The organism is Citrobacter sp. GW821-FHT07H02 (assembly GCF_059418505.1).
In genome coordinates, this window is the sequence record NZ_JBWKPZ010000016.1 from 39,968 (window position 1) to 64,883 (window position 24,916).

The 24,916-nt window shown below is 54.9% G+C and carries 21 protein-coding genes; 6 read left to right on the forward strand and 15 right to left on the reverse strand.

Translation table 11 applies throughout. The features are described from left to right. Window positions 1–28: 28 nt before the first annotated feature. Together pbpC and AC07NP_RS15740 are read right to left on the reverse strand one after the other, a co-directional pair. A complete protein-coding gene (gene pbpC / locus AC07NP_RS15735) occupies window positions 29–2,341 on the reverse strand; it encodes a peptidoglycan glycosyltransferase PbpC (RefSeq protein WP_494661016.1) in 2,313 nt (770 codons plus the stop codon). Beyond that, complete coding sequence (locus AC07NP_RS15740) at window positions 2,342–7,303, reverse strand: alpha-2-macroglobulin family protein (RefSeq protein WP_494661017.1); 4,962 nt, start codon at window positions 7,301–7,303, stop codon at window positions 2,342–2,344. It lies immediately after the preceding gene. A gap of 209 nt (window positions 7,304–7,512) precedes the next feature. Between AC07NP_RS15740 and sseA the strand changes: the two genes are divergently transcribed. Continuing rightward, window positions 7,513–8,355 (forward strand): 3-mercaptopyruvate sulfurtransferase, encoded by an 843-nt coding sequence (sseA, locus tag AC07NP_RS15745; RefSeq protein WP_494661018.1) that lies wholly within the window; start codon window positions 7,513–7,515, stop codon window positions 8,353–8,355. A gap of 89 nt (window positions 8,356–8,444) precedes the next feature. Here sseA and sseB read toward each other — a convergent pair whose 3' ends face one another. The 11 genes from sseB to trmJ form a co-directional block, all read right to left on the reverse strand. Next, the gene (sseB, locus tag AC07NP_RS15750) at window positions 8,445–9,221 is read right to left on the reverse strand and encodes an enhanced serine sensitivity protein SseB (protein WP_494661019.1); all 777 of its coding nucleotides are present in this window, start codon (window positions 9,219–9,221) and stop codon (window positions 8,445–8,447) included. A gap of 107 nt (window positions 9,222–9,328) precedes the next feature. Then, window positions 9,329–10,612, reverse strand: coding sequence for an aminopeptidase PepB (pepB, locus tag AC07NP_RS15755; protein WP_494661020.1), 1,284 nt, complete (start codon window positions 10,610–10,612; stop codon window positions 9,329–9,331). A gap of 70 nt (window positions 10,613–10,682) precedes the next feature. After that, window positions 10,683–10,883 carry a Fe-S cluster assembly protein IscX gene (gene iscX, locus AC07NP_RS15760; protein WP_162379114.1) on the reverse strand — a complete coding sequence of 67 codons (201 nt, stop codon included), beginning with the start codon at window positions 10,881–10,883 and terminating at the stop codon, window positions 10,683–10,685. An 11-nt stretch (window positions 10,884–10,894) separates the two neighbouring features. Further along, window positions 10,895–11,230 (reverse strand): ISC system 2Fe-2S type ferredoxin, encoded by a 336-nt coding sequence (gene fdx / locus AC07NP_RS15765; RefSeq protein WP_494661021.1) that lies wholly within the window; start codon window positions 11,228–11,230, stop codon window positions 10,895–10,897. A 1-nt stretch (window position 11,231) separates the two neighbouring features. Then, complete coding sequence (gene hscA, locus AC07NP_RS15770) at window positions 11,232–13,082, reverse strand: Fe-S protein assembly chaperone HscA (protein ID WP_494661022.1); 1,851 nt, start codon at window positions 13,080–13,082, stop codon at window positions 11,232–11,234. Window positions 13,083–13,097: 15 nt separating this feature from the next. Continuing rightward, entirely contained in the window at window positions 13,098–13,613 is a 516-nt protein-coding gene (gene hscB, locus AC07NP_RS15775) for a co-chaperone HscB (RefSeq protein ID WP_494661023.1), read from the reverse strand. 92 nt (window positions 13,614–13,705) lie between these two features. Next, the gene (gene iscA / locus AC07NP_RS15780) at window positions 13,706–14,029 is read right to left on the reverse strand and encodes an iron-sulfur cluster assembly protein IscA (protein WP_003037681.1); all 324 of its coding nucleotides are present in this window, start codon (window positions 14,027–14,029) and stop codon (window positions 13,706–13,708) included. 19 nt (window positions 14,030–14,048) lie between these two features. Next, the gene (iscU, locus tag AC07NP_RS15785; RefSeq protein ID WP_002913991.1) at window positions 14,049–14,435 is read right to left on the reverse strand and encodes a Fe-S cluster assembly scaffold IscU; all 387 of its coding nucleotides are present in this window, start codon (window positions 14,433–14,435) and stop codon (window positions 14,049–14,051) included. Between the two features lie 25 nt (window positions 14,436–14,460). Beyond that, window positions 14,461–15,675, reverse strand: a complete 1,215-nt coding sequence (gene iscS, locus AC07NP_RS15790; RefSeq protein WP_203360408.1) for a cysteine desulfurase — start codon at window positions 15,673–15,675, stop codon at window positions 14,461–14,463. A gap of 241 nt (window positions 15,676–15,916) precedes the next feature. Beyond that, the gene (gene iscR / locus AC07NP_RS15795; protein ID WP_494661024.1) at window positions 15,917–16,408 is read right to left on the reverse strand and encodes a Fe-S cluster assembly transcriptional regulator IscR; all 492 of its coding nucleotides are present in this window, start codon (window positions 16,406–16,408) and stop codon (window positions 15,917–15,919) included. 195 nt (window positions 16,409–16,603) lie between these two features. Then, on the reverse strand, window positions 16,604–17,335 hold the full coding sequence (trmJ, locus tag AC07NP_RS15800) for a tRNA (cytosine(32)/uridine(32)-2'-O)-methyltransferase TrmJ (RefSeq protein ID WP_494661025.1): 732 nt from the start codon (window positions 17,333–17,335) through the stop codon (window positions 16,604–16,606). Window positions 17,336–17,453: 118 nt separating this feature from the next. On the opposite strand from trmJ, the gene suhB reads away from it, so the two are divergent. Further along, window positions 17,454–18,257 (forward strand): inositol-1-monophosphatase, encoded by an 804-nt coding sequence (gene suhB, locus AC07NP_RS15805; RefSeq protein WP_203360406.1) that lies wholly within the window; start codon window positions 17,454–17,456, stop codon window positions 18,255–18,257. A gap of 89 nt (window positions 18,258–18,346) precedes the next feature. On the opposite strand, the gene AC07NP_RS15810 is transcribed toward suhB, so the two are convergent. Then, window positions 18,347–19,327 carry a nickel/cobalt transporter gene (locus AC07NP_RS15810; protein WP_494661026.1) on the reverse strand — a complete coding sequence of 327 codons (981 nt, stop codon included), beginning with the start codon at window positions 19,325–19,327 and terminating at the stop codon, window positions 18,347–18,349. Beyond that, window positions 19,318–19,956, reverse strand: a complete 639-nt coding sequence (locus tag AC07NP_RS15815) for a DUF1007 family protein (protein WP_494661027.1) — start codon at window positions 19,954–19,956, stop codon at window positions 19,318–19,320. The genes AC07NP_RS15810 and AC07NP_RS15815 overlap by 10 nt, the downstream gene beginning before the upstream one ends. A 417-nt stretch (window positions 19,957–20,373) precedes the next feature. On the opposite strand from AC07NP_RS15815, the gene AC07NP_RS15820 reads away from it, so the two are divergent. The 4 genes from AC07NP_RS15820 to AC07NP_RS15835 all read left to right on the forward strand — a co-directional run bounded on the left by AC07NP_RS15820 (window position 20,374) and on the right by AC07NP_RS15835 (window position 24,905). Further along, window positions 20,374–21,357, forward strand: a complete 984-nt coding sequence (locus tag AC07NP_RS15820; RefSeq protein ID WP_203360403.1) for an autoinducer 2 ABC transporter substrate-binding protein — start codon at window positions 20,374–20,376, stop codon at window positions 21,355–21,357. 102 nt (window positions 21,358–21,459) lie between these two features. After that, window positions 21,460–22,968, forward strand: coding sequence for a sugar ABC transporter ATP-binding protein (locus AC07NP_RS15825; protein ID WP_494661028.1), 1,509 nt, complete (start codon window positions 21,460–21,462; stop codon window positions 22,966–22,968). Beyond that, window positions 22,961–23,950: an ABC transporter permease gene (locus AC07NP_RS15830; protein ID WP_276294324.1), complete on the forward strand. Its 990-nt coding sequence runs from the start codon at window positions 22,961–22,963 to the stop codon at window positions 23,948–23,950. Before AC07NP_RS15825 ends, AC07NP_RS15830 begins: the two co-directional genes overlap by 8 nt. Before the next feature lies 1 nt (window position 23,951). After that, a complete protein-coding gene (locus tag AC07NP_RS15835) occupies window positions 23,952–24,905 on the forward strand; it encodes an ABC transporter permease (RefSeq protein ID WP_203360400.1) in 954 nt (317 codons plus the stop codon). The last annotated feature ends 11 nt before the right edge of the window (window positions 24,906–24,916 follow it).

Sequence of the window (24,916 nt, forward strand, 5' to 3'; positions counted from 1 at the left end):
ATTCTACGCAATCTGGTCTACTTTCCGGCTATTGCAAGGTAAATCTGACTGTCGCCACCTGCCCCGCATCATCCATCACCAGGAGCTGATACTCCCCTTTTTCCGCAATGCGTAACGTGATATTCCGCCCGCGCTCTTGCAACCGTTCACCATTCAAAAACCACCAACGCGCTTCTGTTCCACCACGGGTTTGGATCGGTAAAGAGGCTTCAGGCGTTCCGGGTAAGCGCCTCAGAATCGCGCCGTCGAGAACCCCTGTCAACTGGAGGGGTAAAAGCGCCCCCTGCCCCAACGGCGGACAGGTGGTTGAAACCGGCGGAAGCCGCGATTCGCGGCGCTCGGAGGCTGGAAGCCAGGGTTCAAGCGGTAACGGCCATACAATCAGCGTTTGCTCGCGTGCCTGCGGACAATCAGCCGCGACACGTTTTCCCGAGTCATCCAGCCAGACCGGGAAACGGATGCCGTTAATCCCTTCCTGTTCAGGTAGCAACAACGTTGGCGGCTGGCTGCCCTCCAGTAGCCATGTCGCCAGTCGGCGGCGGCAGTTCGGCTCTGTGGCGGGAAGTGATTGTCCCCCAGGCCAACAAATAACGCCCTGACTGACCGATGGCGGGCGCGGATCTTCAGGCTGAACAGTTGTCCGCGCCTGCAAAATATTGTTCACCTGATTCAGTAACGGGACGGCGCTTGCGAATCCAAACTGTCCCACAACGGGCGTGCCGTCCGGCCTGCCCGTCCAGACTCCAATGATATAGCGCGCATTAAGTCCGATGGCCCAGGCATCACGATAGCCATAGCTGGTGCCGGTTTTCCATGCCAGCGGCGCAATCCTCGGTAGCGAATTATCCGGTAAAGGCTGCGCCTCATCCGCCATAATTCGCCGGATAATCCACGCCGCGCCTGGCGACATCAGCGGGCGTTCTTGTAACGGGTCGTCAGGCTGAAGCCGCAAAGCACCGGCTTTGCCATGACGCGCAAAAGCGCTCCAGGCTGCGGTCATCTCATCCAGCTTCGCCCCTGCGCCCCCCAGAATCAGTGAAAGATTGGGGGCTGCCCCGGCAGGTAAATGGAGCGGCAACCCCGCATTGCGAAGTTTGGCGGCAAAACGTTTTGGCCCATACGCTTCCAGCACTTGTACCGCGGGTAAATTCAGCGAACGCACCAACGCCTCGCTCATGCTGACCGGACCATGAAAGCCACTGTCAAAATTCCCCGGACGATAATCACCGGTACGGCGCGGGACGTCCTGTAAGAGTGACGCCGGGTGGATCAGTCCTTCATCCAGTGCCAGACCGTAAACAAACGGTTTGAGCAGCGATCCCGGCGATCGGATAGCATTGACCATATTGACATGACCAAAACGACTGTCGTCGTTCATGTCCACCGATCCCACCCAGCCGCGCACGCTCATATCCGTGTGATCAACAACGATCATCGCCAGTGAACTGCGGGTGGGAAGTCTGCTTTTCCAGGTCTGGGCAAGCTCTTCCAGTTGGTACTGTAATCCCGCATCCAGCGTAGTAACGATTTTGTCGCTTTTACTTTTCCCGAGCATCATGCGCGCGAAGAGCGGCGCCAGCTGCGGCATTTTCCGGGGCGACAGCCAGACCGGTTCTTCACGGGATTCCTGCACGATTTTTGCCGACCAGATGCCCTGAGTCGCCATCCGTTCCAGCACTTTATTTCGCGCCGCTTGTGCACGCTCCGGCCAGCGATCGGGGCGCAAACGACTGGGTGCCTGCGGTAAAACGGCCAGCAATGCTGCTTCTGAGTAGCTCAGTTGACCTGGCGGTTTGCCAAGATAGGCCCAGCTTGCTGCGCCAATGCCTTCCAACGTTCCCCCAAAGGGCGCGCGGTTAAGATACAACGTTAAAATATCGCGTTTAGAGAGATGCCATTCAAGCTGAAGTGCGCGCCAAAGCTGACGAAATTTGCCACCGAATGTGCGCGGATGGGGATCAAGCAATCTTGCGACCTGCATGGTGAGCGTACTGCCGCCAGACACCACACGTCCGGAGGAGAGATCCTGCCAGGCGGCGCGTAATACTGAAAACGGGTTTACCCCCGGATGCTTCCAGAACCAGCGATCTTCATAATTGATGAGCGCCTCCAGATATCGGGGCGACACCTCTTCGAGAGTCACTGGATAACGCCAGATGCCGTCCGCATCGGCAAAACGCCAAAGCGGTACGCCGTCATGCGCCACCACCACCCGTGCAGGATTCACCTCTCTGAGCGGTAGCGGCCAGATTTTATCTGCCCCCCAGACCAAAAAGAGAATGAACAGGGGGGCGGCTATCAGCCCAATCCAATAGCCGCGTTTTCCTCGAAAACCCATCATTTACGGTGTGACAATCATAAGCCCTTCGGTTGTCCCGGTCGCCCGCCACTGTGGAACATACATTGATTCCACCTGCGGAACCGGCACCTGATACGTTCCCGGCGTCACCGCTCGCGCCAGGTAGACCAGCGTCACGGGCTGTCCTTCATTTACCGCGACGGCGGCAACAAAGCGGTCGTCTCTGAATTCCAGATGCTGGATGTCCGCCTGCTGCATCTGGCTCAACAGATTCTGCACCGCGCTACCGCTGTCCTGCAGGCTGGCGCTGCCGTTCGCCAGATTCTGGTTTTCCAGTTCAAGCCCGGCCGGTAATAAATCCACGACCAGAGCATCGGGTACATTCTGGCTGGCTTTCACCGTCAACGATACCAGCACCAGTTCGCCGCTGCGCAGTGACGAGAGCGATTTACGCTGCCCGTCGGTCCCCAGGATCTGGCGTTCAATTTGCAGAACCTGACTTGTCGACGCAGGGGCAGAATTCGGATAACCGCTGCTGTCCAGACGCAGCCACAGCGGTTGATCGCCACTGTTGGTGACGGCTAGAGTCGATAACTGGTCAGCATCAAGATTACGCGTTTGCGCGTTCGTGCCCACAAGCGGCTGCTCTGAAAGCGACGTCTGTGCCTGCCAGTTCCCCGGCAAATCCTGCAAGGTTCGCGCGGCAAGGAACAGGGCATTACTTTCCTGAGTGGAAAGCCAGCGCTGACCGAATGCCTGCTCAGACAAGGTGTTCAGCAAGGTATTTTGCACATCCGGTTTAAGTTTATTCTCCTCCAGCAGCGACAACATCAGCGCATTATCGCGCAGCGAACTGCCGTAATCCGCCATCCACTGCTGCGTATCACGCCGCGGTGTATTGAGTGCCAGCGTCAACGCTTGCTCACTGCGAGTGGCATCGCCCATGTTTTTCAGCGCAATACCCAATTGCAACAGGGGTAAGCCTGATGCAGCCTGAGCATGACGTTCCCAGATCTCACGCAACGCGCCCAACGGCGCTTTTTGCTGGCGTGCCAGTACCAGCGCAGCGTACGCCTGAACCGCAAATTTGCTGGCCGGAGTATCATCGCTATAGCGGATCGACATCATGCCCGGGTCCTGCAGATAACGAAGCAGGCGTTCATTGCCACGGTTAACGGCCTCCGTTGGCACGCTGTACCCTTGTTCACCAGCACGCACGAGGAAGTCCATCGCATAGGCCGTCAGCCAATACTCTTCAGCGCCGTTTTTATCCCACAGAGCAAAACCGCCGTTATCACGCTGCATCTGCAACAAACGAGAAATACCGATATCAACCGCCGCACGACGTTTTTCATCGCTATCGCCCGCAATATCCAGCGCCTTCAGTTGTGCCGCATTGGTATAAAGTGAAGGGAACAGGCCGCTGGCGGTCTGCTCAAGACACCCATACGGATACGCTTTCAATTCACGAATATAACGCGCCAGATTCAGCGGTGGTTTGCCGCTCAACAGCAATTGTCCCTGTAGCGTAGTCGGAGAGAAATTCTCCAGATTCTGCGCAGGCGCACGCCAGGTTTCTCCGGGTTGCAGAGTGACGCCGCTGTTTACCGTCTGGGCAGGCCAGGCAGGGCGTACCCCAATCTTCCACTGCTTATTCTGCGCGGCAATGGTTTCACCCGGCAGGTTTACTCCATTGATCGTTGCCTGTAATTCGCCATCGCCAAAGCCCTCAAGAGCACGAACGGGAATAAACAACGTTGTCCTGACTCCCGGCGCCAGATTGACGGGATCAGGCTGTTGGCTCACCAGTTCGAGTAATCCGCTGGCGGTCAGCACGATATTGAGCGTTTGCGGTTTGTCAGTCAGGTTTGTGACGTCCAGCGTCAGGCGTGAGGTATCGCCAGCAGCCATAAAGCGCGGGGTGTTCAACTCCGCAATGACCGGCGCCGCAACGACCACCTTGCTTTCACTGCTGCCAAAGTTTCCGGCAGTCCACGCCTGTGCCATCACCCGCAGTTCACCATTAAAATCACCAATCGGCAGGGTCACCGTGCCTTCACCCTGTTCATTGAGCGCCACCGGCAACGCCTGTTGCGCCACAATGTTCACATGGTTGACCGGCGGTTTACCGCCGCGTTTGAGTGCATCGCCATCACCACCAAAGCGAAGCGCCGCCAGACGCCCCTGACCTTCAATCACCTGGCCGTAAATATCATAGATATCTGCGCCATAGCGTTTTTGCCCGAAGAACGCCTGCCACGGATCCGGCGTCACGTAATCCGTAATATTCAGCACCCCGCTGTCCACGGCAGACACCAGCACATTGACCTGCTTTGGCGTCTCGCCCTGCTTGACGCTGGCTTTCACTTTCACGGTCAGCGGTTGATTGGGTCGCATCTTTTCTGGTGTGTCCAGGCTCAGATCCAGACGGCGTGTTTCATCCCCTAACGGCAGATGTAATAACCCGACAGCACGTTTCGGCGTGGCTGAGCGTGATTTATCGCCAGGGCGCACCACCAGCGCGCTCAGGTATACATCGTGGCGATTCCAGGTTTTATCGATCGGAATTGCAAGTTCAAGCCCCCCGGCGGGGACATCAATTTCTTTCCACCACAGTGGACCGTCACTCGATTCCACCATCGCATACCCTTTGCCCGCAGCAGGTGCAGCGATATGTAATTTGAGGGTGTCGCCAGGGCGATAGGTCGGTTTATCCAGTTTCAGCGTTACGCGATCCGGACGCGCTGCGCCGCTGCCATCGCTGTTATCCTGCCAGCTGTATCCGGCCCAGAATCTCACGCTACTGACCACGTCGTTTGGCGCTTTCACCTCCAGACGATAGGAACCCCAGTCAACGGGGAAGCTGACTTTACCGGTTTCATCCGCATTAAGATCGAGAGACTGCTCTCCTTCCATCAAATCTTTTTGATCAAACTGTGATTCCCAGCCTTCGCTTTCTGACCAGTTCCAGTAGTAATCACGTCGCTCGCGAATCAAACGAACCTGCAATCCTGAAACCGCTTTTTTTACGCCTTGCGCATCGGCGTAGACAATGTCAAAGGCCGCATTGCTGCCTTCGTCAACAATCGGCTGATTCACCGTGGTGTCCGTGCGGTAGTCATACACAGCTTTCGCGGCGAATTGTGGGCGAATGCCGGGCAATGTCTGCGCTGGCCAAATGGCCTGTTCAACACGGCGTGTCACCGGGCGTCCCCCCGACTCCAGCAAGCTTGCCTGCAGGATCACCTGTAACGGCGAGTGCGCCTCTTGCCACTGGCTTGCCGTAGTCACCTCACCGCGACCTGTATCATCCAGCGTTAGCTGAACTTCATCGAGACTGCGGGAGAGATTCTCCTCAGCAATATTGCCAAACTGGAATCCCGGCAGCGCCGGTACCGCGTCTCGCAGCGGGCGCAAAAACAGTTGCCCTTGCAGCGCATTACCGTTTGCCGGTGCGCCATACAGGTAGTAGCCGACGACCGAGAATTTCACCTCATCGGCGGGGGCTATTGGTGTTTTTTGTGCCGTCAGGTTGAGCGCCATCCGCTCGGGCATAAAGTCTTCAACGTGGAAATCCCACATCCGCGACTGGTTATCGCCGGTGTTCGCGCGGATGTGCCACATGCCGGTCGCCGCGCCACTGTCCAGCGGATACGTAAAGCGATACAAGCCGTTTTCTGGCTGGCTCACCACCGTACGCAACACCTGACCATCCGGTTTCACCACTTCCAGTTTGACGGGTTGATCGGGCAACGCGTTGCCGTCGCTGTCACGCAGTAACCCATTGAGGATCACTGTTTCGCCAGGACGATAGAGATCGCGGGGACCAAACATAAAGAACTGTTTGCTGTAACCGGGTGCGCCCGCGATATTAAATTCAGCCAGATCCAGCGCAGGCAATTTCAAATCCAGTAGCGTGGTTTGTCCGTCTTTTCTCGCCAGCAATAACGCCGCATTTTTGTCCGTCTCCAGTTGGACATGTCCCTGTGCATCGCTGGTCGCTTGCGCCAGTGTTTGCCCCTTATCATTGAGTAAAGTGACCTCAATGCCTTGCTGTGCGGCGCCGTTCCCCAGGCTTTGGGTAAAAACGTCAAGACGGTTGTGATAACGGTGCGCAGAAACACCGATGTCGCTGAGCGTAAACAGCGTAGCGGCATTGCTGTAGTTATACTGACCCGCCTGATTCATCACTGCCACATAGACCCCAGCCTGCTGTAATGGCTTAATCTCGCTTAACGGCAAGAGGAGTTTTTCACGGGTATTACGGGCAGGATTCAAATCAAAGCGGCCGGTATAGACCAGATCCGCCATTTTTAGCAGATTGTCGGACTCCCAGTTAGACAGGGCGTTACGGTATTCCCACTGGCTGACGAACGCCGCCAGCGACTCGGGTTTTACACGAAAGAAATTAACATCCACATTGTTCACGTTGAGCGCCATCACCGGCAAACCTTCAACCACTTTCCCCGGCAGCAACGAACCGCGGCTGGCGAATCCAACACTCGGTTGAATATCCCGCGTCGTGATGGTTTTCTCATATTCGCTGCCAAACGTGGCTTTATTCAACGCTTTGACATCGCGTTCGACGGTCACGATCAGATCCCGATTTGGCTCAATATGCCGTAATCGCAACTCTTTCAGATTTGGCGCAAGCTCCCAGGCACCATCAATCTTGCCGCTTTTTTTATCAACCACATGTACGGTACGGGAAAAATCTTGCTCAGGATCTAACGGGATCGAGAATGTAAGCACCAGCGCCGCCGCGCCATCCACCTGGACTTCCGATGCATCCAGCAGCGTCAGCGCTTTCCCCTGACTTTGCTGAACCAGCTTCTGCAACTGCGCGGGATCTTTCACCGCTGCAGCCTGTTTCGCAGGAGCTGTATTTTTTTCCTTTGTCACCTGCGGCGCAGGAGCGGCATTTTTTGCCGCTGTCGTTGCGTTGTCGTCGCATCCAGCCAGCACCGCCAGCAGCATACAGGCTGCTGCACGTAAGTGTTTCATTGTTCATCCCTGGCCACTCAGGCCCGTTAGCCACTGTTGATAAGATATTATGCGCGAGATTTCCAGTTGTGTAAGTCTGTATCAGGGGGCTGAATTCTGATTTTTGGGTGAGAAATGTGGCTCCGCCTGATAAATCAGCCTCTTTTACTTGTTCCTTTACGGCAAACGGCCGACAATTTGCCAAAGCACTGGTAAAAATGGAGACGCCTATGACTACCCCCTGGTTTGTTGCAGCCGACTGGCTTGCCGAACATATCGATGACCCGGAAATACAAATCATTGACGCCCGTATGGCTCCCCCTGGACAAGAAGACCGTGATGTTGCGGGCGAATACCGTTCAGGGCATATTCCCGGGGCTGTTTTTTTCGATATCGAAGCGCTCTCCGACCATACCTCGCCATTGCCGCACATGATGCCGCGCCCGGAAGCTTTCGCCGTCGCGATGCGCGAACTGGGCGTCTTTCAGGATAAACATCTGGTGGTTTATGACGACGGCAACCTCTTCTCTGCACCGCGAGCGTGGTGGATGCTCCGCACCTTCGGGGTGGAAAATGTCTCTATTCTTGCCGGTGGTCTGGCAGGCTGGGAGCGTGAAGAACTGCCGTTGCAGGAAGGGGAAGCCGCCTGGTCTGAAGGGGAGTTTGAGGTTAAATTCACCCCAGAGGCCGTCGTGCGTCTAACCGATGTCCTGCTGGCCAGCCACGAAAAAACCGCCCAGATTGTCGATGCCCGCCCGGCCGCACGATTCAATGCTGAAGTCGACGAACCGCGTCCGGGCCTGAGACGTGGTCACGTTCCTGGCGCGCTAAACGTACCGTGGAGTGAACTGGTTCGTGATGGCGAGTTAAAAACGACCGACGAGCTGGATACTATTTTCTTCAGCCACGGGGTGAGTTTTGACAGACCGATCATCGCAAGTTGCGGTTCAGGCGTCACGGCGGCCGTTGTGGTTCTGGCACTGACGACGCTCGGCGTGCAGAACGTTGCACTGTATGACGGAGCATGGAGTGAATGGGGCGCTCGCGCCGATTTACCGGTAGAGCCTGCGTAATGTTTGCCATGCCGGATGGCGCTAAACGCTTATCCGGCCAACAGAATTGCACCTTACAGGCCTGATGAGCGCAGCGCCATCAGGCTTTTTCAGATAATCCGATTCTGTTTAAAATCGCGCAGGAACCCGCCCCAGCGACGCTCGTAGAACGGCGCAATGTGCTCAGTAATAAAGTGGCTGATCCCCTTCTCGCCTTTCACTACCTGGCAGATATCGATCGGTTCATCACCCAGTAACGTGTCGGTCGCCACGCTGCCTGCAGCCTGAATAATCTCCTCAATATCGCCATCCGCTTCGATACCAATCAGCAGGTTGGGCTGTGCCTCTGCGCTGTCTTTAATCGAACAGAGGAAGGCTCTTTTTACCGGTTTAATGGTTTTAAACAGCGTCGTCAGCGAATCAATCATCTGCGCGGGCGGTTCTGCCACTTCAGAGAGAATTAACGACTCTCCCCCTTCCAGTACCTCCTGGGTACTCAGCGGATTGCCTTCTTCGCCGATCAAATGGCTGATTTCACGCGGCATAAACTCTTTGCCCGTCGGCAGTTTGGCATTGAGAAAAAGCGTCTCGCCCAGCGTCATTTCAAACAGGGTACGCACCGGCATCACCACAAATGCCTGCTCCTCTTCCACGGCCTGCTGCAATGCTTCAAGCGAGGTGAAAAACGGGATTACCGTGGTGCCGTCTTCTTTTTCCCAGTGCTGCAAATCCAGCGCACTGTCTTCAACAATCGCTTCGCCTTCGGCGGCGGTGCCCGGAACCCAGACAGTAGACTCCAGTAAAGTACGGAAAAATGCCGGACGATGCGCGGGCTCAGTAGCCGCCTTCTCCAGCAGGGTTTCTAATTCGTTTTTTGTTTCAGACATAGAGATCACAAATTATATATGGATTGTAGGCCTGATAAGACGCACTGCGTCGCCATCAGGCAAAATGCCGGGTGGCGCTTCGCTTACCCGGCCTACAAAAACACCGTTTAGGCAGTCAGTAGATTAGCAATCGTGCGGACACCCAGTCCTGTTGCCCCTGCGGACCACTGCTCCACAGGCGCCTTGCGGTAGGTTGCGGAGCAGTCGATATGCAGCCAACCTTGCTGGTAGTTTTCCACAAAATGCGACAGGAATCCCGCCGCCGTACTCGCCCCTGCCGGGTACGCTGCACTGGCCGTATTGTTCAGTTCCGCAAAGTTTGACGGCAACTGGCTACGGTGGAACTCAGCCAGCGGCAAACGCCAGAACGGCTCGTTTTCTGCTGTCGCGCTCGCCAACAGGCGCCCCGCCAGTTGATCATCAAAGCTGAACAGCGCGTGATAATCATTACCCAGCGCCGTTTTCGCCGCCCCCGTGAGCGTCGCGGCATCAATGATCAGCTCCGGTTTTTGCGCGCAGGCATCAATCAGCCCGTCCGCCAGAACCAGACGCCCTTCTGCGTCGGTGTTCATGATTTCAACGTTTTTACCGTTGCGATAGCGAATAATATCGCCCAGTTTGAACGCATTGCCGCTGATCAGGTTATCTGCACAGCACAGGTAGAGCTTCACGCGTTTGTTCAGGCCACGGGTAATAGCAAACGCCAGCGCGCCGGTCACCGTTGCCGCGCCGCCCATATCGGACTTCATCGAGTCCATAAACGCGCTCTGTTTGATGCTGTAACCACCGGAATCAAATGTGATCCCTTTACCGACCAGGCAGGCATACACCGGCGCTTCTTTACTGCCCGTTGGATTGTAATCCAGCGCCAGCAGGACCGGCGGACGTTCGGAACCACGCCCCACCGTGTGCAGCCCCATATAGTTCTGCTCGCGCAGATCTTCACCTTTCGTGATGCGATAAGAGACGTGGTCGCACGCCACGCTGCACAGCAGATCCACCGCACGCTGCGCCAGTTGTTCCGGCCCGAGCTCTTCCGCTGGCGCGTTAATGGTATCGCGGACCCAGTCGATAATGGTCAGACGGCTATTCAGCTCCTGACGCTGCGCGTCCTCCAGATCTGGCCATTCCACTTTGCGGCTGCCTTTCGGCGCTTTGTAGCCCTGCCAGAATGCCCAGCAGCGATCCGCATCCCAGCCTTCTCCGGTCAGCTCTACATGTTTGATACCCAGGCCGTCGATTTTACGCGCCGCACGCTGGATAACACCAAGGTCGTCTTTCCCATTGAGATGCAGGGTAATGCCTTCATTATTAATGCTGTATGTCGCTTTTTCTCCCCAGCGAGCGTCAGCAGGTTGCGTGGAAAGCGTAATTTTCATGGCTTCTGTCATTGTTATTTTCCTTATTCGCACATAATTCGCACATACAGAAAAACGGGCCACCCGTGGGCAGCCCGTTTACTTATTCAGCTTCGTCCAGCCAGATCAGCAGGATGGCTTCAAGAATTTTTTCGTTTGATGCCTGCGGGTCATCATCGAAATCTTCCAGCTCGCAGATCCATTGATGCAGGTCGGTGAAACGAACGGTTTTTGGGTCAAGGTCGGGGAAGGCATCATACAGCGCTTCGCCAATCTCGCGGCTATCAGTCCACTTCAGTCCCATACTACCCTCTGTTAATGCTCACGCGCATGATTGATTGTGTAACGTGGGATTTCGACCACTAAATCTTCGTCAGTGACGCGCGCCTGGCAGCCTAAACGACTCTCCGGCTCCAGTCCCCAGGCCTTATCCAGCATGTCGTCTTCGTCTTCCGAGCTTTCGGCCAGGGAGTCGAAACCTTCACGCACGATGCAGTGACAGGTGGTGCAGGCACAGGATTTTTCACAGGCGTGTTCAATCTCGATACCGTTACGCAGGGCAACATCGAGAATGGTTTCTCCGCGATCCGCTTCCAGAACTGCGCCATCGGGACAGAGATCCTGATGAGGCAGAATAACAATCTTTGGCATATTAAACCTCGTCCACGGATTGGCCTTTCAGCGCGCTACGGACCGACTGGTCCATACGGCGAGCGGCGAATTCCTGGGTTTGTTTGTCTACGTTTTTAATGGCTTGTTCAATGGCGTCAACATCATCGCCCTGTGCAACCTCGCTCAAGCGCGCGGCGGCATCGTCGATAACCTGACGCTCTGCGGCGCTGAGCAGCGCGGCATCCGCAATGAGCGCGCTGGTCAAGCTTTCCAGCACGCGTGCAGCTTCGACTTTTTGCTCTGCCAGCATACGGGCTTTTACATCCTGCTCGGCAAAGCTCATGGAGTCCTGGATCATGGAGGCGATTTCGCTGTCCGTCAGGCCGTACGAAGGCTTAACCTGAATAGACGACTCGACGCCGGTGGATTTCTCCATCGCGGTGACGCTCAGCAAACCGTCTGCATCAACCTGGAAAGTCACGCGAATATGCGCGCCTCCCGCAGGCAGCGCCGGGATCCCCCGCAACGCGAAACGTGCCAGCGAACGGCAATCCTGCACCAGTTCACGTTCACCCTGCATCACGTGGATAGACATGGCGGTCTGACCGTCTTTAAAGGTGGTGAAGTCCTGCGCACGCGCCACCGGAATCGTGGTGTTGCGAGGGATCACTTTTTCCACCAGGCCGCCCATGGTTTCGAGACCCAGCGACAGCGGGATCACATCCAGCAGCAGCATTTCGCTGTCCGGTTTGTTGCCGACCAGAATATCGGCCTGGATCGCAGCGCCAATGGCCACCACTTTATCCGGATCGATAGAGGTCAGCGGCGGACGACCAAAGAATTCGCCCACCCGTTCACGCACCAGCGGCACACGGGTGGATCCTCCGACCATCACCACTTCCAGCACATCCTGCGCCTCAACACCGGCATCTTTCAATGCGCGACGACAGGCCAGAAGGGTACGCTTGACCAGAGCGGAAATGAGTTCGTTAAATTGTTCGCGGGTAATGTCACCCTGCCATCCCGCCACATCCACGGTGACGACATCGGCATCGCTGAGGGCGATTTTTGCCGCAATCGCCGCATCCAGCAGTTCGCGCTGTACACGGTTATCGCTACGGTCGGCAACACCGGCTTGTTCGCGAATGTAGTCCGCCAGCAGGTGATCGAAGTCATCGCCGCCCAGCGCGGAATCACCGCCGGTCGCCAGCACTTCGAACACACCGCGACTCAGGCGTAAAATTGAAATATCAAACGTACCGCCGCCCAGGTCATAAACCGCGATGACGCCCTCTTTACCCGAGTCCAGGCCGTAGGCAATCGCCGCCGCCGTGGGTTCGTTAAGCAGGCGCAGCACATGCAAGCCCGCCAGCCGTGCGGCGTCTTTGGTGCCCTGACGCTGTGCGTCATCGAAATATGCCGGAACCGTGATGACGACGCCGTCGAGTTCGCCCGACAGCGATTCAGTTGCCCGCGCCGCCAGCGCTTTCAGGATATCGGCAGAGACACGTATCGGATTCAACAATCCTGCCGCGGTTTCGATCATCGGCAAGCCGTTTTCACTTGCCTGAAACTGATATGGCAGGTGCGGATAACGCGCACGAATGTCCGCCAGAGAACGGCCCATCATACGTTTAACCGAGCTGATGGTGTTGGCGGTGTCCAGCGCGGCATTGGTGCGCGCGTCGTAACCGACCGTGTGGCCCTGCTGCTGATAGTGAACCACAGACGGCAGCAGGTGACGGCCTTCGTGATCGGCCAGCGTTTCTGCTTGTCCGCTACGCACGGTCGCCACTAAAGAGTTGGTGGTGCCTAAGTCGATGCCAGCCGCCAGACGACGCTGATGCGGCGCTGCACTCAGACCAGGCTCACTAATTTGTAATAAGGCCATATTCGCTTCCGAAAATTAAAAATCGAGCAGCTTTTCTTCGAGTTGTTCTGCTGAGCTTTGCAGTTTATCGAGAAAACGCAGTTTACGCACGGTGTCTGCCGCCCTATCCCACGTCTCACTGTCTAACTGTTCCACCATTAGTTGACGGCGGGTCTCAAACATCGTTTTCACACGCTTGATAAAACCTTCCAGCCGCACTTCGTCCTTCGTCTGTTCAATCTCATCAAGCTCTTCACGCAGTTCGAGCTGTTCCATCAGGAACGCGGTATCGCGCACGGTGTGCTGCTCGCTTGAAAGATCGAAACCGTGCAGTGACAACAGGTATTCGGCGCGCATCAAAGGATGGCGCAACGTTTGCCATGCCTGGTTAATGTTGGCGGAGTGTTGTACTGCAGCGAGTTGCTCCGCCTGCGTGCCGCTGGCGAATTTATCAGGATGATACTGACGTTGAAGATCCTGAAAACGAAGGCTCAGCGCCTGAGTATCGAGTTGATATTGCGCCGGCAAGCCAAAGAGGGTGAAGTAGTCCATAACATTCTCAGGGCAGCGATTCTCTTTCACAGAGAGTCAGGTAAAACAAACCCCACGCGCAGGCGACCACGGTGGGGTTATCGGTAAGCGCGTTACACGTGGAAGCTTTCGCCGCATCCACACTCGTCTTTTACGTTCGGGTTAGTGAATTTAAACCCTTCGTTCAGACCTTCTTTTACGAAGTCCAGTTGCGTACCGTCCAGAAATTGCAGGCTCTTGCCGTCGACCACTACTTTTACGCCTTTGTCTTCAAACACGGTGTCTTCAGCCGCCGGTTCATCGACAAATTCCAGTACATAAGCCATACCCGAGCAGCCAGAGGTTCTCACGCCCAGACGCAGACCAAACCCTTTACCACGGTTGGCCAGGAAGGTATTGACTCGCGCTGCTGCACTGTCGCTAAGTGTAATCGACATAACAAAACCTCAACTCTTTTTATTTTGCTTCACGTTTGCTTTTGTAGTCCGCAATGGCGGCTTTAATTGCGTCTTCTGCCAGGATAGAACAGTGAATTTTCACTGGCGGCAGTTCAAGCTCGTCGGCGATGTCTGTATTTTTAATTGCCTGTGCTTCGTCCAGCGATTTCCCTTTTACCCATTCGGTGACCAGGGAGCTGGAGGCAATGGCGGAACCACAGCCGTAAGTCTTGAAACGCGCGTCTTCAATGATACCTTCATTGTTGACTTTAATCTGCAACTTCATTACGTCGCCACAGGCTGGTGCACCCACCATACCGCTGCCCACGTTCTCGTCGCTGTTGTCAAAAGAACCCACGTTACGTGGATTCTCGTAATGATCGATTACTTTTTCGCTGTAAGCCATGATGAATTCCCCTTATCGGTACCGATTAATGATGTGACCATTCGATGCTGTTCAGATCCACGCCCTGCTTGAACATGTCCCACAGCGGAGAAAGTTCACGCAGACGACCAATGGATTTGCGAACCAGATCGATGGTGTAATCAATTTCTTCTTCGGTAGTAAAACGACCTAAAGAGAAACGGATAGAGCTATGTGCCAACTCGTCGGTCATCCCCAGCGCACGCAGCACATAGGATGGCTCGAGGCTTGCAGAGGTACATGCGGAACCGGAAGAGACAGCCAGATCTTTCAGCGCCATAATCAGCGATTCGCCTTCAACATAGTTGAAGCTGACGTTAAGAATGTTCGGCGCGCCTTGCTCGAGATCACCGTTCAGGTAAACCTCTTCCATATCTTTCACGCCTTCCCACAGACGGTTACGCAGACCGCGCAGACGCGCCATCTCGGTTTCCATCTCTTCTTTCGCGATGCGATAGGCTTCACCCATGCCGACAATCTGGTGTACAGGCAGCGTACCGGAACGCATACCGCGCTCGTGACCGCCGCCGTGCATCTGTGCTTCGATGCGGATACGCGGTTTACGACGCACGTACAGCGCGCCGATGCCTTTCGGGCCATAAATTTTGTGGCCGGAGAAGGACATCAGATCCACTTTCAGCTGGCTCAGATCGATAGGCAGTTTGCCCACGCTCTGGGTGGCGTCTACGTGGTAGATGATGCCGCGCGCACGGCACATTTCGCCGATCGTCGCGATATCCTGTACCACGCCGATTTCGTTGTTCACGTGCATAATAGAAACGAGGATGGTGTCATCACGCATCGCCGCTTCCAGTTCTTTCAGGTCGATAATACCGTTGCTCTGCGGCGCCAGGTAGGTCACTTCAAACCCTTCGCGCTCCAGCTGACGGCAGGTATCCAGCACGGCTTTATGTTCGGTTTTGCTGGTGATGATGTGCTTGCCTTTTTTCTGATAAAAGTTGGCTGCACCTTTGATCGCCAGGTTGTCGGATTCGGTTGCACCGGAGGTGAAAACAATTTCACGCGGGTCGGCACCTACCAGGTCAGCAATCTGATTACGGGCGATATCGACCGCCTCTTCAGCATGCCAGCCAAAACGGTGTGAACGGGAAGCTGGGTTACCAAAGTTTCCGTCCAGAGTCAGACACTGCATCATTTTCTCGGCAACACGCGGATCCACCGGCGTGGTTGCGGAGTAATCGAGATAAATCGGTAATTTCATTGCTCTTAAACTCCGTACATCACTCAATGCAAGGAGTCAGGCAACCGGCTGGATGTACGACCGCGTTAACGGGGTGCGGAACACCCCGGCCTGACTCTGAATTCTTTATAATTATTTGCCCTAAATAGTTCGTGTTGCAGCAAGGCGGCAAACTTGAGAGTCCCAGGAGCTTACATCAAGTAAGTGACTGGGGCGAGCAAGTGCGGCCAACGCAGTTGCAGCACGAAATATGACGGGCAAATTAGGCGCGCAACTTCACGTCAATTGCGTCTTGTGCGCGAGCACTGCGCGGGGTGTCATGGGTGTGCTGGCGACCAGACACATCCAGAACTTCCTGGTTATTCACCAGTTCGCCCAGAGTAATATTGTTGAGAAAACCGGTCAGACGGTCACTCAAATCACGCCACAGCGCATGCGTCAGGCATTTATCGCCGCCCTGACAACCGCCTTTGCCCTGGCAACGGGTCGCATCAACCGACTCGTCAACAGCGCTGATCACTTCACCTACTGCGATGCTGCCTGCATCTTTGCCCAGCAGATAACCACCGCCAGGTCCACGTACGCTGGAAACCAGACCGTTTTTCCGCAAACGCGAAAACAGCTGTTCCAAATAAGAAAGGGAGATTCCCTGACGTTCAGAAATATCAGCCAACGGTACCGGGCCCGCTTCAGAGTTGAGCGCAACGTCCAACATTGCGGTCACGGCATAGCGCCCTTTAGATGTCAGTCTCATGTCTTACTTAACCTCAAACTCGCCCCTGCCCGGGGTTTTTATTGTAAAATGGGGGTATTGCATAGCAGGGCCAAGTCTGACATTCCTGACTAAATTGGTCAACTATTTACTTGACTGATTTAGTCAGGTATTTAACCTTCAGTGCCATTTTCTGCAACCGGATAGCGCTACGCTTACCCGGCCTGTTGCTCGCACTTACTTTCCTTTACTCTGCTGCTCAATCGACGCCAGAATTCCGCGCAGAATATTTAATTCCTGACTTTCCGGACGCGCGCGGGTAAACAGACGGCGCAATTTGTTCATCACCTGCCCCGGATGGCCTTCACGAATAAAGCCAGTTGAAAGCAGCGTTTGCTCCAGGTGGCCATAAAAACGTTCCAGATCGTCCACCAGCGGATACGGCGTCTCTTCGTACTCCTCCGCATCGCCGGATTCCTGCGTGGCCAGCCAGGCCATACGCACTTCATAGGCAATCACCTGAACCGCCATGGCGAGGTTAAGCGAGCTGTACTCCGGGTTCGCCGCAATCGCGACATGATAATGACACTTTTGCAGTTCGTCATTGGTCAGGCCAACACGTTCACGCCCAAAAACCAACGCAACAGGCGAATTGGCTGCCTCTGAGACACTTTTTAAGCCGCATTCACGCGGGTCAAGCATCGGCCACGGCAGTGTACGAGAACGCGCACTGGTGCCTACGACCAGGCTGCATCCCGCCAGCGCTTCATCCAGCGTGTCAACGATTTGCGCATTGCCGATCACGTCGCTGGCGCCAGCTGCCAGGGCGATGGCCTGGGAATCCGGTTTTACCAACGGGTTCACCAGCCACAGATTGGTTAACCCCATGGTTTTCATTGCGCGGGCAACAGAGCCCATGTTGCCCGTGTGGGAGGTTTCCACCAGTACAATTCGAATATTTTGCAGCATTGTCTTTCTTCAGCTAAAGATTATTCGGCCATATTATCATAAATCGAAGACATATTCCGATCTCGCTGCTATACTCTGCGCCGTTTTCCCGTTCTTTAACATCCAGTGAGAGAGACCGATGCATCCGATGCTGACCATCGCCGTGCGCGCAGCGCGCAAGGCGGGTAATGTAATTGCCAAACACTACGAAACTCCAGACTCTGTAGAAACCAGCCAGAAAGGCAGCAATGATTTCGTGACTAACGTCGATAAAGCCGCCGAAGCGATTATTATCGAAACGATCCGTAAATCTTACCCTCAGCACACCATCATCACCGAAGAAAGCGGTGAACATGTTGGTGAAGATTTGGATGTTCAATGGGTTATCGATCCACTGGATGGCACCACTAACTTCGTAAAACGCCTGCCGCACTTCGCGGTATCCATCGCAGTACGCATTAAAGGCCGTACTGAAGTCGCCGTTGTTTACGATCCAATGCGTAACGAACTGTTCACCGCCACTCGCGGTCAGGGCGCACAGCTGAACGGCTACCGTCTGCGCGGCAGCACCGCTCGCGATCTGGATGGCACCATTATCGCCACCGGCTTCCCGTTCAAAGCCAAACAGCACGCCCCTTCTTATATGAAGATTCTCGGCAAAATGTATACCGAATGCGCCGACTTCCGTCGCACCGGTTCCGCTGCGCTGGATCTGGCCTATGTCGCCGCCGCTCGCGTTGACGGTTACTTCGAAATCGGCCTCAAGCCGTGGGATTTTGCCGCAGGTGAACTGATTGCCCGTGAAGCAGGCGCGCTGGTGTGCGACTTTACCGGCGGTCATAACTATATGACGACCGGTAACATCGTTGCAGGCAACCCACGCGTCGTTAAAGCGATGCTGGCGAACATGCGTGACGAACTGAGCGATGCGCTGAAGCGCTAATCTGTTGTTGTGCCGGAGACGTCTTATCCGGCCATCAATGCATACCGTTCACGTAAGCCGGATAAGGCGTCAGCCACTATCCGGCTTTTTTAAAACGGTCGTAATCCCCTTCCCACCGGCACCGCACTCACCCACATCACCACGGCAGCAACAATGAGCACCGCGCCACCGGCTAATGCCAGCGTTGTCCAACCAATCTGCCGCCATAATACCGGCGTTCTGTTACCGCTCAGCTTGACCGCCAGCGTTCGAAAACTGTGCACCAGCAAGGCCAGAGAGGTTATCGTTAATGAGGTACCTGCCGCCATCGCCAGCGCCGACGCCATTCCCCAACTAAAGACGCCAATCACTTTACTGAACAACAGCACCATGATCGCGCCGGAACAAGGGCGCATCCCCATCGACAGAATAATCATCAGCCGGGCGCGCCAGTCATCCCCGCTCTGCATCTGTTCAGGATTGGGCAAATGCTGATGTCCGCAGCCACAGTTTTCATGATGCTCATGATGCGGTGAGAAGGCGGTAAATTTCGGTCGACGCATCAGCATGCGTAATTTTTTCAACGCCCGCCAGCACAGCAAAATACCCAGCACGCCAACCAACGCATAACTCCCTTTCTCCAGCCAAAAACTGCTCATATGCAGTTGTCGCGCGGGCAGTTGCAGTACCGTTAGCACCACAACCACCAGCCCAATCGCCACCAGTCCCTGTAATAAGGAAGAGGCCAGCGTCAGGCCGATACTGGATTTCAGCTTTGAGGGATGTGTCGCCAGCCAGGTGGTGATCACCACTTTTCCATGCCCCGGCCCCAGCGCATGCAGCACGCCATAGGTAAAACTAAACAACAACAGCGACCCACCTGCCTGTGTCGGGTTCTCCACCACCGCTTTCAGCAAACCGCTTATCTGCTGGTTCACTTCTCGTTGCCAGAGAATGCTTTTCACCATGACCTGCGGCCAGTTCTGCCACAAGCAATATCCGCCGCCGATGGCCAGTAATACGAAGAGCGCCAGCGGCCACAATGCCCACCAACGTCTCGGGCGACGACGTGATGAGTACATTACTGACATGTCAGCGTCACCTTCTGTGCAAACTGTTGGCCCAAATTCATATCCTCTGGCGGGGCATCTTCTTTATCGAGCGACTGGGCAAAGCTCAGCGTCTCTTCATTGGGCGTCGGCGTGTGCATCACCATCTGGCACTGCTTGTTCAACGTCTGCGGCAGTGTCGCATCGCTGTCTTTGTCGTAGCTCATGTCCACGTAGTAGCTGGGGTCAAACGTGGAAATGAGATAGGTCTGTCCGGTAAGCGGTTGCGGCTGGGCCAGAGGCAAAACGAACGTCAACACCGCCTGGTGTTCCTCACGCTCCATACCGTATTCCGTCGGGCGATTTTTAAACTTCACCTTTTGTCCGCGATGCCAGACCTCGGTGAAGTAGTGCTGCCCAAGTACGTTGGCCATCACTTCCGCCGCCAGCTTTTTCCAGATTTCATCACCGGGTTTCGCATTGCCAGCGTCATAAAGCAGATCGGCCGAGGTGATTTCATCCATCTTCCAGCGCATTTTCAACGCCACAAACTGGTTATTTTCACTAACGATCTCTGTTTGCAGCCGAATAAAGCTGTGGGGATGCGCTCCGGCGCCAAACGGCAGGACCGCGAGAAACAACGTTACGGCAATACATTTAACGCGTTGCATGAGTTCTCCACGAGAAAAATCCAGACCGCCACGGAAATGACGTCGTTGGCGAGAGTGCTGTGAGGATATCATTGAACGAAAAAATGTTGAGCACCGTTTTCCGGTCTCGATTCAGTTCTCAATTCTGAAACTTTCTTTTCTGACGGTGAAACGAAAACGGCGTCATGAACGCGTTAACTTACGTCAAATGATAATAAGTTGTTAATACGCGGTTTCATTTCAATGTTTTATTAACAATAAATTTAATCGAGTGAATACCAACGCATTAGAATTTAACTAAATAATAACAGCGGATTATCTGTGTATTTACAAAAATGGGCATAGATCACATTTACAAAATCTATGGTTCATTCCCTCTTCCCTTCGTTGTTAACCTCGCGCCGTGACATGCCCTACCCCCCTACTAAAGGTACAACGATGAAATTCAAACTCGCATTACTCAGTGCAACCCTGGTTTCTGCATGCATGTTGTCCGGCACGTCCTTTGCGGCGGAAAAATATGAGATTGCTGTGGTTGCCAAAGTCACCGGTATTCCCTGGTTTAACCGGATGGAAACCGGCGTCAATGAAGCAGCAAAAAAACTGGATGTGAACGCCTACCAGACCGGCCCTTCTACGCCGGATCCGGCGCAGCAGGTGAAAGTGATTGAAGATTTGATCGCCAAAAACGTCAATGCGATCATCGTGGTACCGAATGATGCCAAAGTCCTTGAGCCGGTACTGAAAAAAGCGCGCGAGAAAGGCATCGTCGTCCTGACGCACGAATCCCCGGACGAGCACATTGGTCAGTGGGATATCGAAACCATCGACAGCGAAAAATACGCCCAGGCCAACGTCGATGAGCTGGCGAAAAATATGGGTGGTAAAGGGGGTTATGCCATCTATGTCGGATCGCTGACGGTGCCGTTGCATAACGCGTGGGCTGACTATGCGATTAAGTATCAAAAAGAAAAATACCCAGAGATGTTCGAAGTTACCTCACGCCTGCCGGTCGCAGAGAGTATCGATAAGTCCTACTCCACGACGCTTGACCTGATGAAAACCTATCCGCAGATGAAAGGCATTATTGGTTTCGGTTCGCTGGGGCCAATCGGTGCAGGACAGGCTGTGCAGAAAAAACGCGCCAAAGATAAGATTGCCGTCGTCGGTATTGCCATGCCAGCACAGGCTGCACCTTACCTGATGCGCGGCGATATCAAAAAAGCGCTGCTGTGGGATCCGAAAGACGCGGGCTACGCGCTGGTCACGGTTGCTGACCAACTGTTACAGGGCAAAGACGTCAACGCCGATCTGAGCATTGATGGTTTAGGGAAAGCCGATATCGACATGGAGAAGAAAGTGATCCGCTTTAACAAGATCCTCGAAGTCACCAAAGACAACGCACAATCGCTCGGTTTCTAAGGCCTTAGCCAACACCAGGGAACCTCACGCCGACCGCCTGGTCGGCGCTATCCACAACACTAACACTCAGCGTCCACCAGGACGCTCGCAGGGGTATTGTCCATGACAGACACCACCGCATTTATCACCCTTGAGAATATCAGCAAACAATTCCCGGGCGTGCTGGCGCTGGATAACGTGAATCTGACGCTGAAAAAAGGCGAAGTTCACTGTCTGGCGGGTCAAAACGGCTGCGGCAAGAGCACCATCATTAAAGTAATCTCTGGCGTCTATCACCCTGAAAAAGGGGCGCAGATTTTACTCGATGGCAAATTGTTCCATCATCTGACGCCACAGCTTTCTTCACATTACGGCATTCAGGTTATTTACCAGGATTTGTCATTGTTTCCCAATTTTAGCGTCGCGGAAAATATTGCGGTAAACCGCTACCTGCCCGGTGGCGATATCTGGGTGCGTCGCGGTGCCATGAAGCAGCAGGCGCTGGCAGCAATGAAGCGCATCGGCGTGACAATCGATCCCGATAAAAAAGTCGAAAAACTCTCTATCGCAGACCGTCAACTGGTGGCTATTTGCCGCGCGATTGCTGCCGACGCACGTCTGGTTATCATGGATGAACCTACTGCCTCGTTAACCCGACAGGAAGTCAACGGCCTGCTGCGGGTGGTTAATGAACTAAAAGCCGCCGGAATCTGCGTGGTGTTTGTCAGCCACCGTCTTGATGAAGTCATGGAAGTAGCAGACCGCATTAGCGTCATGCGCGACGGTAAACTGGTAGGCACTTTCCCTGCCAGCGAGCTGGACAGCAACGAGCTGGCCTTCCTGATGACCGGACAGCGCTTCCACTACAGCCCGCTGCCAGAGAAACCGTCCATTGAGCAGGAGCCTCTGCTGGAACTGCGCAACCTGAGTCGTCAAGGAAAATACCAGAATATTAATCTGTCGCTGCACAGCGGCGAGATTGTCTCGATTGTCGGCCTGCTTGGCGCCGGGCGTACCGAGCTTTGCCTCAGCCTGTTTGGCATGACGCCCCCGGAAAGCGGTGAAATACGTATTAACGGTCAGCCCGTCCAGCTTCGTAATAATCACGATGCCATTAAACACGGGATCGGTTATGTCTCGGAAGATCGCCTGACGCAAGGGCTGATCATGGAACAGTCGATCTACGACAATACCATCGTGACAATATTCGACAAACTGCATACCCGAAGCGGTCTGCTCGATCACAGCAAAGCGCAACAACGTGTTGCCGACCTTATCCGCGAACTGAATATTAAAGTGTCCGATCCGCACCTGCCGGTTAAAACACTTTCCGGCGGTAATGCTCAGCGCATTGCGATTGCCAAATGGGTAGCAACCCATCCGCGCATCCTGATCCTTGACTCCCCCACCGTTGGCGTCGATATCGCCAACAAAGAAGGCATTTACCAGATTGCCCGCGATCTGGCCGAACAGGGGATGGCCGTGCTGATGATTTGCGATGAAATTCCGGAAGCGTATTACAACAGCCATCGCGTGCTGGTGATGCGTCGCGGCAAACTGGTAGCGGAATTTAATCCTCATCACTGTCGAGAAGAGGAGATTGCTGAAGTGGTCGAGGTAATCAATGAATAGTCTGCGTTTCTCCCGTTTAATCGGGCAACATGAATTCTGGCTGGGGCTGCTGGTGGTTGCCCTCGCCGTCGGCCTGAGCGTCAGCACCGATGAGTTCCTGTCACTGGGGAACCTGACGGATGTTGCCACCAGTTACGCCATACTCGGCATCCTCGCCTGCGGGCTGTTTGTGGTGTTGATTTCTGGCGGTATCGACATCTCATTTCCGGCCATGACCGCCATAGCCCAGTATGCGATGGCCAGTTGGGTTATCGGCCACGGCGGCAACTTCGCGCTGGCGCTGGTTATCGCCATTGCCGTCGGGCTGCTGCTCGGGCTTATCAATGGTTTTCTGGTCTACTGGCTACGCGTTCCGGCGATCATCATTACCATCGCCACGCTGAACGTCTACTACGGTCTGCTGGTTTACACCACCAAAGGCACCTGGCTGTACGGCTTCCCGGACTGGTTTATGAACGGCATCAACTGGTTCTCGTTCACCGCGGCGGACGGCTACGACTACGGTCTTACCCTGCCCCTATTGTGCCTGGCAGCGGTGATTATTTTTACCGCCGTGCTGATGAACTATACCCGCCTCGGGCGCCAGGTTTACGCCATGGGCGGCAACCGCGACGCGGCATCACGACTGGGACTGAATCTGCTGAAGCTGCATTTCTATGTGTATGGCTACATGGGCATTCTGGCGGGCGTTGCCGCCGTGGTGCAGGCGCAGATAACCCAATCCGTCGCGCCCAACTCTCTGCTCGGCTTTGAGCTAACGGTGCTAGCGGCAGTGGTACTCGGTGGTACTAGCATGAGCGGTGGGCGCGGTACGCTCACCGGTACGCTGCTGGGCGTTATTCTGCTGGCCTTCTTACAAAACGGCCTGACGCTGCTGAGCGTCTCCTCTTACTGGCACACCGTTTTCAGCGGCGCCATTATTCTGGTCAGCATTAGCGCCACGGCCTGGAACGAAAAACGCAAACTGGCAAGGGAGCTTTGAGATGAAAACGTTCGCCAGATTTTTACCCGGTGATGCCATCATTCGTCTGCAATGCGTGATTATTATCGTCGTGGCGCTGGTCTTCTCGGCCCTGCTCGGCAGCCGCTTTTTCAGCGTAGCCAACTTCCAGTCCATCGGCTCGCAGTTACCGATCCTCGGGATGCTGGCACTGGGAATGGGTATGACCATGCTGACCGGCGGCATTAACCTTTCGATTATCGCCGGGGCTAACGCCTGCTCGCTGGTGATGGCGGCGGTGATCGTCACTCATCCGGATAACCCCCTGTTTCTGGTTCTCGCCCTGCTGGCGGGTGCCGCCGTGGCGGTTGCTATTGGCACGCTGAACGGCGCGCTGATCGCCTGGGTCGGCGTCTCGCCTATTCTCGCCACGCTCGGCACGATGACGCTGATTTCCGGGCTTAATATTTTGCTCTCCAACGGGACGGTCATCTCCGGGTTCCCGGCCGCGATTCAATACCTCGGTAACGCCACGATTGCCGGTATCCCTGTGGCGCTGTTGCTCTTTTTGCTGGTAGCCATCTTGCTGTGGGTTCTGCTGGAGCACACCACGCTGGGACGCAGCCTTTATCTCGTCGGCTCCAATGAACAGGCGACCCGCTATAGCGGTGTGAATACGGTTCGGGTGCAGATTTCCGTGTACGTCATTTCTGCCCTGCTCGGCTGGGTTGCCGCCATTCTGATGATGGCAAAATTCAACTCGGCAAAAGCCGGATACGGTGAATCATACCTGCTGGTTACCATCCTTGCTTCCGTACTTGGCGGCATCAACCCGGATGGCGGCTTCGGGCGCATTATCGGCCTGGTGCTGGCGCTCATTGTGCTGCAAATGCTGGAAAGCGGCCTTAACTTGCTGGGGGTCAGTAGCTATCTGACGATGGCGCTCTGGGGCGCGGTGCTGATCCTCTTTATTGCATTACAGAATCGTAAAGCCTGATTTCAGGAGAA

Excerpts from the sequence above, each read along its gene's own strand:
- pbpC (WP_494661016.1), bottom strand. The coding sequence starts at position 2,341 with ATGATGGGTTTTCGAGGAAAACGCGGCTATTGGATTGGGCTGATAGCC.
- AC07NP_RS15740 (WP_494661017.1), bottom strand. The coding sequence starts at position 7,303 with ATGAAACACTTACGTGCAGCAGCCTGTATGCTGCTGGCGGTGCTGGCT.
- sseA (WP_494661018.1), top strand. The coding sequence starts at position 7,513 with ATGACTACCCCCTGGTTTGTTGCAGCCGACTGGCTTGCCGAACATATC.
- sseB (WP_494661019.1), bottom strand. The coding sequence starts at position 9,221 with ATGTCTGAAACAAAAAACGAATTAGAAACCCTGCTGGAGAAGGCGGCT.
- pepB (WP_494661020.1), bottom strand. The coding sequence starts at position 10,612 with ATGACAGAAGCCATGAAAATTACGCTTTCCACGCAACCTGCTGACGCT.
- iscX (WP_162379114.1), bottom strand. The coding sequence starts at position 10,883 with ATGGGACTGAAGTGGACTGATAGCCGCGAGATTGGCGAAGCGCTGTAT.
- fdx (WP_494661021.1), bottom strand. The coding sequence starts at position 11,230 with ATGCCAAAGATTGTTATTCTGCCTCATCAGGATCTCTGTCCCGATGGC.
- hscA (WP_494661022.1), bottom strand. The coding sequence starts at position 13,082 with ATGGCCTTATTACAAATTAGTGAGCCTGGTCTGAGTGCAGCGCCGCAT.
- hscB (WP_494661023.1), bottom strand. The coding sequence starts at position 13,613 with ATGGACTACTTCACCCTCTTTGGCTTGCCGGCGCAATATCAACTCGAT.
- iscA (WP_003037681.1), bottom strand. The coding sequence starts at position 14,029 with ATGTCGATTACACTTAGCGACAGTGCAGCAGCGCGAGTCAATACCTTC.
- iscU (WP_002913991.1), bottom strand. The coding sequence starts at position 14,435 with ATGGCTTACAGCGAAAAAGTAATCGATCATTACGAGAATCCACGTAAC.
- iscS (WP_203360408.1), bottom strand. The coding sequence starts at position 15,675 with ATGAAATTACCGATTTATCTCGATTACTCCGCAACCACGCCGGTGGAT.
- iscR (WP_494661024.1), bottom strand. The coding sequence starts at position 16,408 with ATGAGACTGACATCTAAAGGGCGCTATGCCGTGACCGCAATGTTGGAC.
- trmJ (WP_494661025.1), bottom strand. The coding sequence starts at position 17,335 with ATGCTGCAAAATATTCGAATTGTACTGGTGGAAACCTCCCACACGGGC.
- suhB (WP_203360406.1), top strand. The coding sequence starts at position 17,454 with ATGCATCCGATGCTGACCATCGCCGTGCGCGCAGCGCGCAAGGCGGGT.
- AC07NP_RS15810 (WP_494661026.1), bottom strand. The coding sequence starts at position 19,327 with ATGTCAGTAATGTACTCATCACGTCGTCGCCCGAGACGTTGGTGGGCA.
- AC07NP_RS15815 (WP_494661027.1), bottom strand. The coding sequence starts at position 19,956 with ATGCAACGCGTTAAATGTATTGCCGTAACGTTGTTTCTCGCGGTCCTG.
- AC07NP_RS15820 (WP_203360403.1), top strand. The coding sequence starts at position 20,374 with ATGAAATTCAAACTCGCATTACTCAGTGCAACCCTGGTTTCTGCATGC.
- AC07NP_RS15825 (WP_494661028.1), top strand. The coding sequence starts at position 21,460 with ATGACAGACACCACCGCATTTATCACCCTTGAGAATATCAGCAAACAA.
- AC07NP_RS15830 (WP_276294324.1), top strand. The coding sequence starts at position 22,961 with ATGAATAGTCTGCGTTTCTCCCGTTTAATCGGGCAACATGAATTCTGG.
- AC07NP_RS15835 (WP_203360400.1), top strand. The coding sequence starts at position 23,952 with ATGAAAACGTTCGCCAGATTTTTACCCGGTGATGCCATCATTCGTCTG.